The 12515-nt window shown below is 57.9% G+C and carries 15 protein-coding genes and 1 pseudogene; 9 read left to right on the forward strand and 7 right to left on the reverse strand.

The window, feature by feature from the left end; translation table 11 throughout:
* Window positions 1–276 precede the first annotated feature (276 nt).
* Entirely contained in the window at window positions 277–588 is a 312-nt protein-coding gene (locus tag N7E01_RS15000) for a hypothetical protein (protein ID WP_289173450.1), read from the reverse strand.
* Between the two features lie 265 nt (window positions 589–853).
* On the reverse strand, window positions 854–1345 hold the full coding sequence (locus N7E01_RS15005; protein WP_289175829.1) for a JAB domain-containing protein: 492 nt from the start codon (window positions 1343–1345) through the stop codon (window positions 854–856).
* A gap of 562 nt (window positions 1346–1907) precedes the next feature.
* Between N7E01_RS15005 and N7E01_RS15010 the strand changes: the two genes are divergently transcribed.
* The gene (locus N7E01_RS15010) at window positions 1908–2189 is read left to right on the forward strand and encodes a type II toxin-antitoxin system TacA family antitoxin (protein WP_289173451.1); all 282 of its coding nucleotides are present in this window, start codon (window positions 1908–1910) and stop codon (window positions 2187–2189) included.
* A gap of 172 nt (window positions 2190–2361) precedes the next feature.
* On the forward strand, window positions 2362–2694 hold the full coding sequence (locus N7E01_RS15015) for a GNAT family N-acetyltransferase (RefSeq protein WP_289173452.1): 333 nt from the start codon (window positions 2362–2364) through the stop codon (window positions 2692–2694).
* Window positions 2695–2810: 116 nt separating this feature from the next.
* Here N7E01_RS15015 and N7E01_RS15020 read toward each other — a convergent pair whose 3' ends face one another.
* On the reverse strand, window positions 2811–4220 hold the full coding sequence (locus tag N7E01_RS15020) for a methyltransferase regulatory domain-containing protein (protein ID WP_289173453.1): 1410 nt from the start codon (window positions 4218–4220) through the stop codon (window positions 2811–2813).
* A complete protein-coding gene (locus N7E01_RS15025) occupies window positions 4208–4405 on the reverse strand; it encodes a hypothetical protein (RefSeq protein ID WP_289173454.1) in 198 nt (65 codons plus the stop codon). The genes N7E01_RS15020 and N7E01_RS15025 overlap by 13 nt, the downstream gene beginning before the upstream one ends.
* Window positions 4406–4662: 257 nt before the next feature.
* Between N7E01_RS15025 and N7E01_RS15030 the strand changes: the two genes are divergently transcribed.
* The 3 genes from N7E01_RS15030 to N7E01_RS15040 are packed head-to-tail and all read left to right on the forward strand — an operon-like array spanning window position 4663 to window position 5365.
* Complete coding sequence (locus tag N7E01_RS15030) at window positions 4663–4965, forward strand: type II toxin-antitoxin system MqsR family toxin (protein ID WP_289173455.1); 303 nt, start codon at window positions 4663–4665, stop codon at window positions 4963–4965.
* Window positions 4966–4967: 2 nt separating this feature from the next.
* Window positions 4968–5219 (forward strand): hypothetical protein, encoded by a 252-nt coding sequence (locus tag N7E01_RS15035; RefSeq protein ID WP_289173456.1) that lies wholly within the window; start codon window positions 4968–4970, stop codon window positions 5217–5219.
* Window positions 5216–5365 carry a type II toxin-antitoxin system MqsA family antitoxin gene (locus N7E01_RS15040; protein WP_289173457.1) on the forward strand — a complete coding sequence of 50 codons (150 nt, stop codon included), beginning with the start codon at window positions 5216–5218 and terminating at the stop codon, window positions 5363–5365. The genes N7E01_RS15035 and N7E01_RS15040 overlap by 4 nt, the downstream gene beginning before the upstream one ends.
* Before the next feature lie 643 nt (window positions 5366–6008).
* Here N7E01_RS15040 and N7E01_RS15045 read toward each other — a convergent pair.
* The 3 genes from N7E01_RS15045 to N7E01_RS15055 form a co-directional block, all read right to left on the reverse strand.
* Window positions 6009–7571 (reverse strand): methyltransferase regulatory domain-containing protein, encoded by a 1563-nt coding sequence (locus N7E01_RS15045; protein ID WP_289173458.1) that lies wholly within the window; start codon window positions 7569–7571, stop codon window positions 6009–6011.
* 104 nt (window positions 7572–7675) lie between these two features.
* Window positions 7676–7861: a hypothetical protein gene (locus N7E01_RS15050; protein ID WP_289173459.1), complete on the reverse strand. Its 186-nt coding sequence runs from the start codon at window positions 7859–7861 to the stop codon at window positions 7676–7678.
* A 324-nt stretch (window positions 7862–8185) separates the two neighbouring features.
* Window positions 8186–8419, reverse strand: coding sequence for a TIGR03758 family integrating conjugative element protein (locus tag N7E01_RS15055; protein ID WP_289173460.1), 234 nt, complete (start codon window positions 8417–8419; stop codon window positions 8186–8188).
* Between the two features lie 359 nt (window positions 8420–8778).
* Here N7E01_RS15055 and N7E01_RS15060 point away from each other — a divergent pair, with 359 nt between their 5' ends.
* The 4 genes and pseudogenes from N7E01_RS15060 (at window position 8779) to N7E01_RS15075 (ending at window position 12500) form a co-directional block, all read left to right on the forward strand.
* Window positions 8779–9105 (forward strand): hypothetical protein, encoded by a 327-nt coding sequence (locus N7E01_RS15060; protein ID WP_289173461.1) that lies wholly within the window; start codon window positions 8779–8781, stop codon window positions 9103–9105.
* Window positions 9106–9415: 310 nt separating this feature from the next.
* A complete protein-coding gene (locus N7E01_RS15065; protein ID WP_289173462.1) occupies window positions 9416–10252 on the forward strand; it encodes an IS3 family transposase in 837 nt (278 codons plus the stop codon).
* Between the two features lie 40 nt (window positions 10253–10292).
* Window positions 10293–10911, forward strand: a pseudogene (gene tnpC / locus N7E01_RS15070) (IS66 family transposase); the annotation flags it as partial.
* Window positions 10912–11036: 125 nt separating this feature from the next.
* Complete coding sequence (locus N7E01_RS15075; RefSeq protein ID WP_350494874.1) at window positions 11037–12500, forward strand: IS5 family transposase; 1464 nt, start codon at window positions 11037–11039, stop codon at window positions 12498–12500.
* Window positions 12501–12515: the final 15 nt, after the last annotated feature.

Below are 12515 nucleotides of genomic sequence, written 5' to 3' on the forward strand. Positions count from 1 at the left end.
CCAGAGCACTCCCCAGCAGAAACTATGTTCAGCTCATCGTCGACCGACCTTGACATGCGCCGCGCCAATCCTACCAAAACTCAGTCCGCGTCCGACCACATGCGCATAGTTGCAATCTGCGCATAGTGGCCGCTATGCAAAGCTCTCCATAGCGGCCAGGAGCTGCCGCTGACGGAGACAAGAAACAGACACTCAAGAGCCAAAGGGCGCACCCCGACGCAATCCATGAAAAAGTGCTGCGCCACCGAAGTGACACAGCACTAAGAGAATTCAGATTTAAGCGCCCAAGGCCCCTAACTCATCATCAAGTTGTTGTTTTGCTTCGAATGGCGAAAGAGCTTTAAATTTCCAGTAGCCAGCCCTCGACATCTCTTCCAGTTGCTGGTTCTTGAGGTAAGCGTAGGCATATGAAATGTCATTTATCAACGCATCGAGTGCCTTCTCTGGCACCAAGCGATACTCATCGTTAATGTTTTTTACAACATGTACGATGTCGATAGCCCCAGATTGCCCTTCCAGTTGAAGACAGTAACGGGCAATCGATATTTGTGCAGCCTGTAAGGCTGTCCCTGTAAGTTTGAAGAACATTGCGCGATCCCTTTCCGTAGTTCGGCCATATGGCTTGATGTAACTGGGGGTGAAATTCTTCAATTCAAGAGATGGGCTAACGTAGGCGAGTGGACTTGGTTGCCGGGTTCGACCCAACGGCAGATGAAAGGTGCAATGCAGCTACCAAACGCTACTAAAAAATAGCATAGCGACTGCTTTGCAGCTTTTTTCTGCATGTCGGCTCAGGGTCGAATGCAGTCCCCGCGAAGCCCAAGGCTCCACGGGGGTTCAGAAAAATCCCCACTCACATCAACCCATTCTCAGCAAACGAAAACGGTTTTCCTTTGCCGATGATGAAGTGGTCGAGCAGACGAATGTCCAGGAGTTGCAAGGCGTTTTGCAATGCCTTGGTCAGTGCCTTGTCAGCCTCGCTGGGGGTGGTGAGTCCTGAGGGGTGATTGTGCGCGACCAAGATGGCACTTGCGGAAAGCTCCAGGCACCTCGTCAGTACGACACGGGGGTAGACGCTGGTGCTGTTGACGGTGCCGTTGAACATGTGTTCGTAGGCGATGACCTGAAAGGCGCCGTCGAGGAAGGCGACTGCGAAGACTTCATTGGGTTCGTCCATGAGCTTCATTTGAAAATAGTTGCTGACGGTTGTGGGGCTGGATAGCTGGGGGCCGCGTGTGAACATGCGTTCCTCAAGTATGTTGATGGCCTGGGGAATAATGCCGTCTTCTTCGGCGTAGTCGGCCTTTGGACGCGGGATGGTATTGGTGCTGCGCTTGCGGTCGATTTCATCGGCTACCTTCAGCGCGGCTTGCAGTTCGGTGATGCCGTGTGCCTGCATCAGTCGGAAGCGTTCGGCTTTTTCTTCGGGTTCGGTCATGGCCAGCGCATGCCCGCCCACCCAGGGGCGAGCCATGGAACTTGACGGCTCACCCACCACTGGCTGGCGGTTCAGGCGGTGCGGCAGAAAGGTCACGGTGCCGTCACCCTGCGATCCGTAGGAATGAACCATTGCCGCCTCGCTTACAGAATCTCGGTGGCCTGGGTCAGCAGCCAGATGCCGATCACCAGCAGCATAGCGCCCACCGCCATCATGGCGTTATGGTGGTCAGGAACGGGGCTGGATGCTGCGGGAAATGTGAATCTTGGCTTGACCGGATTGTGGATGCAGGATGAGACGAGTCATTGCGTTGGTGCGACTTGAAGGGGAATCGTGTCTGACCCCATGACGCAACCCCATAACGCAGCCCCCTTACGCACAGGATCCTGCGAGGTTACTACCAAGGATGATTTTCTTTAAAAATACGGCCAATAGCCGTATAATTTGTTTTCACCCAAGGAGATTCGACATGAGCGCATTGACTCTTAAAAACGCGCGTATGGAACTGAAGACGACAAAGGAAGCCAAGGAGCTTTTGAGCAAGGCTGCACTGCTTGACGGTGTCGATGTGTCTTCATTCATGCTCGCATCAGCGATGGAAAAAGCACGCGCAGTGCTTCGGGATCATGGTTCCATCCAACTCTCGGCAGAAGGGCAGGTTCGGCTCGCCCATCTGCTGCAAGACCCGCCAGCACCTACCCCGGCCATGAAAAAACTCCGCAACAAGCCCCGCTTGGAAGTGCGGGAATGAGTTTTTTATTGCTCGCTTCGATCCCGACGCGAAATATACCGGATACCGGCAGTTTGATTGTGGTCAACACCAGATCAACAAATTCGTTCAAGACTCCCTGAAAAAACAGGTACGGCAGGGAGTGAGCATTGCCTATGCAATCCTGGAACAAGACCGCGGTGCCGACCGTTTTGTGGGTTTTTACACGATTGCCAGTCACGCCATACCTCTATCAGCATTATCGACGCTGCAGTTAGGATCATTGCCCAAGATCATCCCCTGTGTGCGCCTGGTTATGCTGGGCGTCCATCAGGGTGACGCCCGGCAGGGTTTGGGCGAAAAACTAATGAATCATGCCTTTGATGTTGCCAAAATGGGTGCCCGGCATGTTGGCAGCTATGGGCTCTATCTCGATGCCGATCCAGGCGCTATTGCTTTTTACCAGAAGCTGGGATTCCATTTGCTGGAAGGTGAAAAAACGCCCGCGCCTTCTCCAATGTTTATTCCGATGTCAGCAATTGCATGATCTGGCATCACTTGCGGTATCCGCCAAGGCGTGGCTGCCTTGGCAGGCAAGAGCACACCACCCCCTACACCAACACCCCCTGCCGTTTCAGCAGCCCCAACAGCTTACCCACGATCTTATTCGCCACCGCATCCAGATTCCGCTGACCTTTCAGCGACTTCCCATCGGTAGACACGACACCCCCGGTTCAGGGCGTCGCGCAGCACGGTCGCCAGTTGCTTGCGGGTGCGCTGGCCGTCGATGTGCTTCAGCACCAGGGCTTCAGCGTCTTGAAAACGGATGTTGATGGTGTCGTGCCACAGGTTGAAAGTACCCACACCGAATTCAGGATCAGCACGCCGCTGGTGTACATGCGCAAAGCCGGGAATCAGGGCGGGCGTATCTTGCCCGGTAGCATCAGCGGCATCATACGGCGACGCTTCCAGCGTGTAGCGCAGGCTGTTCAGGCGGAACAGGGTCTGTACGGCATCCAGTACCTTCTTGCGGGCAGCGGCATCGTCTTGCACGCCTGTCAGTTCTGGGCGCACCCGTTCCAACAGGCTGTCGAAACTCAGGCTGGCAGGCCATGCCGCAGACAAGGATCGAACCACCGCCAACACCGCAGCGTCATTAGTATGCAGAGGCTGGTTCTTGTAGCTACGGAACGATACACGACCCTTGGGGGCGTTGGCATCCGGTTCCACTTCGGTGAACTGCCCGGCCCAGCGCAAGTCGGCCAGGCGTTCCATGTCGGGCACTACCAGCACTTGATCAGCGCGGGTCTGATGAACCACCAGGCTCTTGCGGAAATTACGCCCCACGGCGAAGTCCAGATACTGCTGGCGCATTTCGCGGGGCTGGCCCAGCGCCACCAGACTATGGTTCAGTTGCACATTCTGGCCGTAGGTGACTGCCATTTCCACATGCGGGTCGGCATCGCCCACTTGCGTCAGCCCGTACTGGTCGGCCAGATTGACGAATTCCAGCAGATAGCAGGGGTTGTTGAAGGTTTCCAGGTATTCGTGCGCGATGTAGTAGTCGGAATGCTTGCGTACCTGGGCCACGGCGCCACGCAGCGAGGGCGCCAGCGGGTTGCTGCCCGCAATGCCTTCCGACAGCAGATTCAGCATGGCTTTGGCCGCAGCCAGCTTGTCGTCTTCGTTCTGTGCGCTATGGCTGTGCAGCAGCATGGCATCGCGCACGATGTCGCCCGCTTTCCAGCCAGGATAGGTGTTGTAGCTGATGTAGCCGATGCCGTTGGGGGCCAGATTGTCGCGCAAGATACGCAGCATGGCTTCGCGCACTTCGGGCGGCACCCAGCTGAACACGCCATGCGCGATGATGTAATCAAACTGGCCGAATTCCGGAGTGATGTCCGTCAGGCTCATGGCGTGTAGATGCAGGTTCTGCACGCCCAGGGCCTGCACGACTTCCAGCCCCTGGTTGACCTGCACGGAAGACAGGTCCACCCCCACCACATGGGCTTGCGGGTAAGCCAGCGCAAAGGGAAGCAGGTTGCCGCCCCCGGCGCAGCCTAGTTCCAGCACCCGGGCGTTTTCCAGGGCACGGATTCCAGGCCGTATAAATGCGCGGCGGCGCGCAAATGCCCAGGCGAAGAAAACGGGAAGGCGTTGGACGTGTATACCCGCTTGTCGTAGGCTTCGGTGATTTCCTGATTGGCCTGCTGCGTGGCATCGTCAAGATCAAGGGCGGCGGTGTGTTCGGTGTTCAAGCGTGGGCTCCAGAAGGTGGGGGGATGCTGCGGCCTTGTTTGAGAGCCATGCGGCGAATCTTCCCGATAGAGCAACAGGGTAACGCTTATCCACGATGGCAAAAGCCCGGAATAATGCGGGATTTTTTGCTCATACTCGTAGACGGACGGTAGGTGGCACTACAGTAGAACGCCGATCATGCGGTAAGGGCAGGCATTGAAAAGTTCACGGCGCAGGGCAGGATTGCCATTTAACCCTTAAAGGGTTAAATTAAAGCATGGAGAAAAGCAGACCACACTACCCTTTAGCTGTCCTGCAAGCCAAGATCGCCGTTGCTGGACGCGACGCCTTCACACAAACGGCCATTGCTGGCGGCAGGGCAATGGGTCTGACGGTTGCGGACATGTTGTCTGTCATCACCGGCTTGGGCCGTCACGATTTCTACAAATCCATGACGACCCACAACAATCATCGCGTCTGGCAGGACGTGTACCACGGCACCTGTCCAACGGGGCAGATTGCCTACATCAAGCTGACCGAAGTGGCTGAGCGCATTGTGATTCAATTCAAGGAAAGGTAACCATGACCATGAAACCGAAACTCTGCGGCGGGTGCGGCGGCAAGACATTCACAGCCTTCACGGGCGAAACCTTCATCATCGGCAGCGACAAGAAAGTGCATGGGCTTTCTGGTAATCGCTGCGACAGTTGCGGCGAGGTGTATTTCGACCACAAAAGCCAGGCGCGCTATGTCGAGGCAAGCGATGCCTGGATTCTGGCGCGGCGAGAAGAAGAAAAAAGATGCTTGTTCGTGTGCGTAAAAAACTTGGCTTGACCCAACACCAGGCGGCCAAGCTGACCGGGGGCGGACACAACGCCTTTGGTCGCTACGAGCGGGGCGAAGCGCAACCGATGCCTGCCGTAATCAATCTTTTCAAGTTGCTGGATAAACATCCAGACCTTCTGGTGGAGGTGCAGTGAACGGATTTGGCGCTGTTGATTGGTGGTGCAGTCGATTTTTGATTATCGAGGTAGAAAATCGTGGTTTGCACCGAATTTCATCTGCGCAAGACGCATTTCCATGACGCGGTGCTCCAGAACATGCAAGGCCACATAGTCGTCTTTCATGATGGCGGTCACGCCTGCCGCTTCAAATCGCCGTGTTGGTGTTCAACAAATGCCCTGTCTGACTGCGTGAGGACGGCGGCTGCCAGCGGACTGAGAGCCGTCAACAACGGCTTCGTCGGCGAAAATGAATAAATCAGGATCGACTCGTTAGTTTTGTAATTTTCTTAACTTACAAGTCGTTGTTGATAATCAGTGCCAAGTGTAGCGGCGGGATCAGTGTGGTGTAAGCGCTCCATTGAGCGCATTATCTTCCTTTGACGCCTTGATTCGACGATGCTTGCATCCGTTTAAACTTCAGGTAAAACCGGGGGGGGCAGGCATCGATCTTCCTTGACCTGCTTATGGACAGAAAACGCCAGCCTCTTTGTCACGACTGGCGTTCTTTGATGGGCGGTCAGGCCAAAAGCCCCCTACACCAACACCCCCTGCCGTTTCAGCAGCCCCAACAGCTTACCCACGATCTTATTCGCCACCGCATCCAGATTCCGCTGACCTTTCAGCGACTTCCCATCGGTAGACACGACATCCCCCGGTTCAAGGCATCGCGCAGCACGGTCGCCAGTTGCTTGCGGCTGCGCTGGCCGTCGATGTGCTTCAGCACCAGGGCTTCGGCGTCTTGAAAACGGATGTTGATGGTGTCGTGCCACAGGTTGAAAGTGCCAACGCCAAATTCAGGGTCAACGCGCCGCTGGTGTACATGCGCAAAGCCGGGAATCAGGACGGGCGTATCTTGCCCGGTAGCATCAGCGGCATCATACGGCGACGCTTCCAGCGTGTAGCGCAGGCTGTTCAGGCGGAACAGGGTCTGTACGGCATCCAGTACCTTCTTGCGGGCAGCGGCATCGTCTTGCACGCCTGTCAGTTCTGGGCGCACCCGTTCCAACAGGCTGTCGAAACTCAGGCTGGCAGGCCATGCCGCAGACAAGGATCGAACCACCGCCAACACCGCAGCGTCATTAGTATGCAGAGGCCGGTTCTTGTAGCTACGGAACGATACACGACCCTTGGGGGCGTTGGCATCCGGTTCCACTTCGGTGAACTGCCCGGCCCAGCGCAAGTCGGCCAGGCGTTCCATGTCGGGCACCACCAGCACTTGATCGGCGCGGGTCTGATGAACCACCAGGCTCTTGCGGAAATTACGGCCCACGGCGAAGTCCAGATACTGCTGGCGCATTTCGCGGGGCTGGCCCAGCGCCACCAGACTATGGTTCAGTTGCACATTCTGGCCGTAGGTGACTGCCATTTCCACATGCGGGTCGGCATCGCCCACTTGCGTCAGCCCGTACTGGTCGGCCAGATTGACGAATTCCAGCAGATAGCAGGGGTTGTTGAAGGTTTCCAGGTATTCGTGCGCGATGTAGTAGTCGGAATGCTTGCGTACCTGGGCCACGGCGCCACGCAGCGAGGGCGCCAGCGGGTTGCTGCCCGCAATGCCTTCCGACAGCAGATTCAGCATGGCTTTGGCCGCAGCCAGCTTGTCGTCGTCGTTCTGTGCGCTATGGCTGTGCAGCAGCATGGCATCGCGCACGATGTCGCCCGCCTTCCAGCCAGGATAGGTGTTGTAGCTGATGTAGCCGATGCCATTGGGCGACAGGTTATCGCGCAAAATACGCAGCATGGCTTCGCGCACTTCGGGCGGCACCCAGCTGAACACGCCATGCGCGATGATGTAATCAAACTGGCCGAATTCCGGTGTGATGTCCGTCAGGCTCATGGCGTGTAGATGCAGGTTCTGCACGCCCAGGGCCTGCACGACTTCCAGCCCCTGGTTGACCTGCACGGAAGACAGGTCGATGCCCACCACATGCGCCTGCGGGTAGGCCAGCGCAAACGGCAGCAGGTTGCCGCCCCCGGCGCAGCCCAATTCCAGCACCCGGGCGTTTTCCAGCGGCACGGATTCCAGGCCGTACAGATGCGCGGCGGCGCGTAGATGGCCGGGCGAAGAAAACGGGAAGGCGTTCGAGGTATAGACCCGCTTGTCGTAGGCTTCGGTGATTTCCTGATTCGCCTGCTGCGTGGCGTCGTCAAGATCAAGGGCGGCGGTGTGTTCGGTGTTCAAGCGTGGGCTCCTGCGGGCGTAACGAATGTCGATGGCGGGTTCCGCCGGAACCATAGGGTAACGGCTTTTCCCGGGTATACCGGACAAGCTCGAATGTCAGGTATTTATGCGTCTGTCGCACGCTGGTGCGCTTCAATGGTGCGAGCGTGCGTAAGACGCATTTCCATGATGCGGTGTTCCAGAACATGCAAGGCCACATAGTCGTCTTTCATGATGGCGGTCACGCCAGCCGCTTCAAATCGCCGTATCGTGCTGGCCACCTGCTGCTGCAGCGCATCGAGTTCGGTCATGACATGAATGTGGTCGTTTGCATCCGTGGTTACCGCCCGACATGTATTCCAGATACTGAAAACAACCAATCCCATTGCCTGGGTTGGTGGCTAGTCTTGCTACCAAACCTGCTCTCCGTAATGCCACCGAGGAGCAGTTGCCGAGCTTGCGGATTAACGTAGCAGCGACAACCCGTTCTGCGGGATCTCACTGAAAACCGGAAAACCGTGGTCTGTCCCGGATTTCCCTGGACTGGCAATCAATACAGGCCGGGAAGGACGAACAGAACGAAGTGAACGAATAGAAAGCTGAGGCAGCATGCCAGTCTCCTTGGGTAATCTGAATCAGGACAAAAGGAAAAAACTCAGCACCACGTACATAACGGCCACACGCACCAGCACGCCCATGAACTGGCGCGATGACAGGCGGTTCTCTGCCCAGCCGCTATAAGCCGTGCGAATCGCCCACACGCCCCATAGCAACACCAGGGCGAACACCAGCCCCACCAGGGCCGTAGCCAGCACAGACGGCGTAAAGCCGCCATTAGCCTGGAAGGCGGTCAGTTGGGCGGCATTCATGGCTGCAACAGCCAGAAAAGAAAGGGAGCGAGAAAGAAACGCATAGCGTCATGCCGTAGTGGTCATGACGCTATGGTGGTCAGGAATGGGGGTAGATGCTGCGGGAAATGTGAATTTGAGGATGACCGGATTGGGTGTGTGGGGTGATGGAAGCCAAGAGTGGTGAGGAGCGAGCAGAGGGACGGATGGTAGATCAAGTCATATCAATTTGTTACAGTTGGTGCAGTAAATGGCTGGGATCGGCAGCCATTAGCAGTCATTTCATCATGGGCCTTTAACGGGCTCCCTGTGTGTCAACATTAGCCTGAACCACTTGTTTTGCAGATAACATACAAATCAGGGTCGTCAGGAGAGTGAACATGCCAAAGCCAGCCACCGTCATTGAGTCCAAGGTTGAGCCCAACCCCGCGCTGGAAAAGCGTACCCGCCGTGTCTTTACGGCAGACTACAAGTTGTCCATCCTGCAACAGGCTGACGCCTGTCAGCACGGTGAATTGGGTGACCTGCTGCGCCGGGAAAAGCTCTATTCAAATCAGCTCGCGCAGTGGCGTCGTGAGTTTGCCGATCAAGGGGTTGCAGGTCTGGCCAAGTCCGCGCCTGGCCCCGCCTCCACGAAAATCCCGATCACCAGCGTATTGCCCAACTGGAGAAAGAAAACGAGCGACTGCGCAAGCAGATCGCCATGAAAGATGGTTGCCTTATGCTCCAAAAAAGCCTTGGCGATGCTCGAGAGCTTCGAACAGAGCGCCTTATGAGCTTGCTCATTGACGGCCAACTGCCAGCGCATGTTTCAGAACGTCAGGCCTGTGACGCGTTGAACCTGTGCCGTAACACCCTGCGTGCCGCCCGTGCTCGTGCCCGGTTTTGTGGCCCGGTCAGCCCGCATCGCCACCCGCGCCGCCCGGCTCAACAACCCCGCGCGTTAAGCGAGGCGGAACGTACGCAGGTGGTGCAGGTTTTGACCAGCGATCACTACCAGGATCAACCCCGGCGCAGGTGTATTACGACCTCTTGCAACAGGGCACGTACCTGTGTTCCGTGTCTACCATGCATCGGCTGATGCGTGAAGAGGGGCTTAACGGCGAACGTCGGCCACAGCGACCACGCAGTCCGCAACCGATACCGCGTTTGCTGGCAACCGCGCCCAATCAGGTCTGGACCTGGGACATTGCCAAACTGCCGACACAGCGCCGTGGCGAGTATCTGTCACTGTATGTTGTGATGGACTTGTTCAGTCGTCACATCGTGGCCTGGATGCTGTCGCGCAAGGAGAACAGTGTCCTGTCGAGCCAACTGATCGAGCAGGCGTACGAACGCTACGGTATTGCACCGAACAGCCTGACGTTGCACCAGGACCGCGGTGTGCCTATGACGGCGCATTGCTATCTGGATCTGCTGGGTGAACTGGCCATTACGGCCAGTCATAGCCGTCCACGGGTGAGCAATGACAATGCCATGAGCGAGTCCCAGTTCAAAACCATGAAATATCAGCCCGACTATCCGCGCCGCTTTGACAACTATGGTCATGCCCTGCGCTGGTGCGATGACTATACGCAGTGGTACAGCCACCAACATCATCATAGCGCGCTGGCAGGTTTTACGCCGTACCAGGTGTTCAGTGGTGAATACCTTGAAATCGCTCAGGTCAGGCAGGCAGCGCTCGATGCGATGTATGAGCGCCATCCTGAACGCTTTACCCAAGGTCGTCCCACGGTGCGGATGCCGCCGGTTGAAGTGTGCATCAACCCCGTCCCGGAGGATGCCGACCCAGCCACCCTTGAAAAAGGCGTCAACTTCCCGACCCTGCCACGGGCAATAGCGAAAGTAATTTAATTTTTAAGAAAGTGGTTCAAATGAGGTTGACACGTTCCGCGGTGTCACAGTGCCGCGCCAGACGCTGGCACGGTGGGTAATCGGCTCGGCGCGGGCCTTGCAGCCCCTGCACAATCTGCTGCGCGACCATCTGCTGGCCAGCCCGATCATTCATATGGACGAGACCACGGTACAGGTGTTGAGGGAGCCGGGTAAAGCGGCCAGTTCGAACTCGTACATGTGGGTGCAGACGGGCGGGCCGCCCGACAGGCCGGTGGTGATCTATGACTACGACGCGAGCCGTTCCGGGCAGGTGCCGCTGCGTCTGCTCGAAGGCTGGCGTGGTCATCTGATGACCGATGGCTACGAGGTGCTACAACGCGGTGGGCCGAGGCGATGGCGTTGAACACCTGGTGTGCTGGGCGCATGCACGCCGGGGCTTCGTCGATGCCATCAAGGCGCAGGGCAAGGGCAAACGCAGCCGGGCCGATGAGGCGATCACGCTGATTGGCAAGCTGTACGGTATCGAACGTGAACTCAAGGACGCGACCGATGCACAACGCTACGCCGCCCGCCAGGCCCAGAGCGTGCCGGTTCTGGCGCAATTGCGTGACTGGCTGGACAAGACCCGCCCGCAGGTGGTGCCCAGCTTGGCCCTGGGCAAGGCACTGGCTTACCTGGACAAATAGTCGTCCCTGAAAAATCCCCGTGACCCGCATAAACATTGGTGGTTGGGGGTTTATCGGATACCCGGAACTCCCAGTTTGTTGTCCAATGACGGTTGTTTTCTGGGAGTTTTACTGCCATGTTCGCCTGCCCCGCCACCGATGACTTCTTCCGTGCCCGCATTGACCAGATGATCGACCTGCGCCACCCGCTGGCGGTGCTGGCCTCGCGCATGCCGTGGCAGGAGATCGAAGCGGCGGTGGCGCACCGATTCGTGCGCAAGGCGCACGAAGGGGAAGCCATGCCCGATCTGGATCTCTTTGGCGAGAAGCCTCAGCGCAAGGTCTTGGCCAGCAAGGCCGGTCGCCCGCGTGTACCGCTGCGGGTGATGATTTCGTTGCTGTACCTGAAGCACGCCTTCAATGAGTCCGACGAAGGTGTGGTCCAGCGCTGGGCGGACACACCACGCTGGCAGTTTTTCTCGGGGCAGAGCTACTACGAGGATCGCCAACCGTGCGACGCCACCACCCTGGTGAAGTTCCGTAAGCTGCTGGGCGAAGACGGCGTCGAAGAATTGCTGGCGCAGACGATCAACGTGGCCGTTGAGCTCAAGCTGATCAAGCCCCAGGAGCTGAGCCGGGTGATTGTGGACAGCACGGTGCAGGAGAAGGCCATCGCCCACCCGACGGACAGTCGGCTACTGGAGACGGCACGCATCAAGCTGGTGGAAGCGGCCAAGGGTGCCGGCATTGCGCTGAAGCAGACCTTCGCCAAGGAGGGCGAGCAACTGAGCCGCCAGGCCGGGCGCTTCGCTCATGCGCGCCAGTTCAAGCGGATGCGCCGGGCAATCAAACGTCAGCGAACCATCGTTGGGCGGCTGGCCCGCGAGATCGACCGCAAAGCCAACGCGATCGGTCAGGCGGTTCGCGAGGCACTGGACGAGGTCTTGGGAAAGGCGCAGCGTATTGGGGCTCAGAGCGCCCAGCGCAAAGCCATCGATGGCCAGCCCAAGCTGTATGCCTGGCACGCCCCGGAGGTGGACTGCATCAGCAAGGGCAAGGCGCGCCGGCCTTACGAGTTTGGCGTGAAGGTGGGCATTGCCAGCACCTTCAAAGGCAACCTGATTGTGGGGGCTCGGGCGTTTCATCGCAATCCGTATGATGGCCACACGCTGAGTTCCCAACTGGAGCAGGCCACCATTCTCATGCAGGACTGTGCCGCAGCGCCTGAAACGGTCTTTGTTGATCTGGGCTACCGGGGCGTCGATGCCGACAATCCTGGTGTACGCGTAGTGCACCGGGGCAAGCCCAAGCGCTTGACGGCACAGGAAAGACGGCAGCTCAAGCGCCGCCAGGCCATCGAGCCGATCATCGGACACCTGAAGGCAGATCACCGGATGGACCGCTGTCACTTGAAGGGCGAATACGGCGACCGGCTGCACGCAGTGTTGTGCGCGGCGGGCTACAACATCAAATGGCTGCTGCGCATGATCGCCAAGAAGGGCGTGCCCTTCCTGAGGGCGATTTTTTGTGCCTCGCGAAAGGCACGATGCCACGCCGGTTCTGGCCGGCCTTGGCCGCGAGCCGGCCTGGTGACCGCTTGAATGACAGTCTTGGCG

Source organism: Neopusillimonas aromaticivorans, from assembly GCF_030344915.1.
GTDB lineage: Bacteria > Pseudomonadota > Gammaproteobacteria > Burkholderiales > Burkholderiaceae_B > Neopusillimonas > Neopusillimonas aromaticivorans.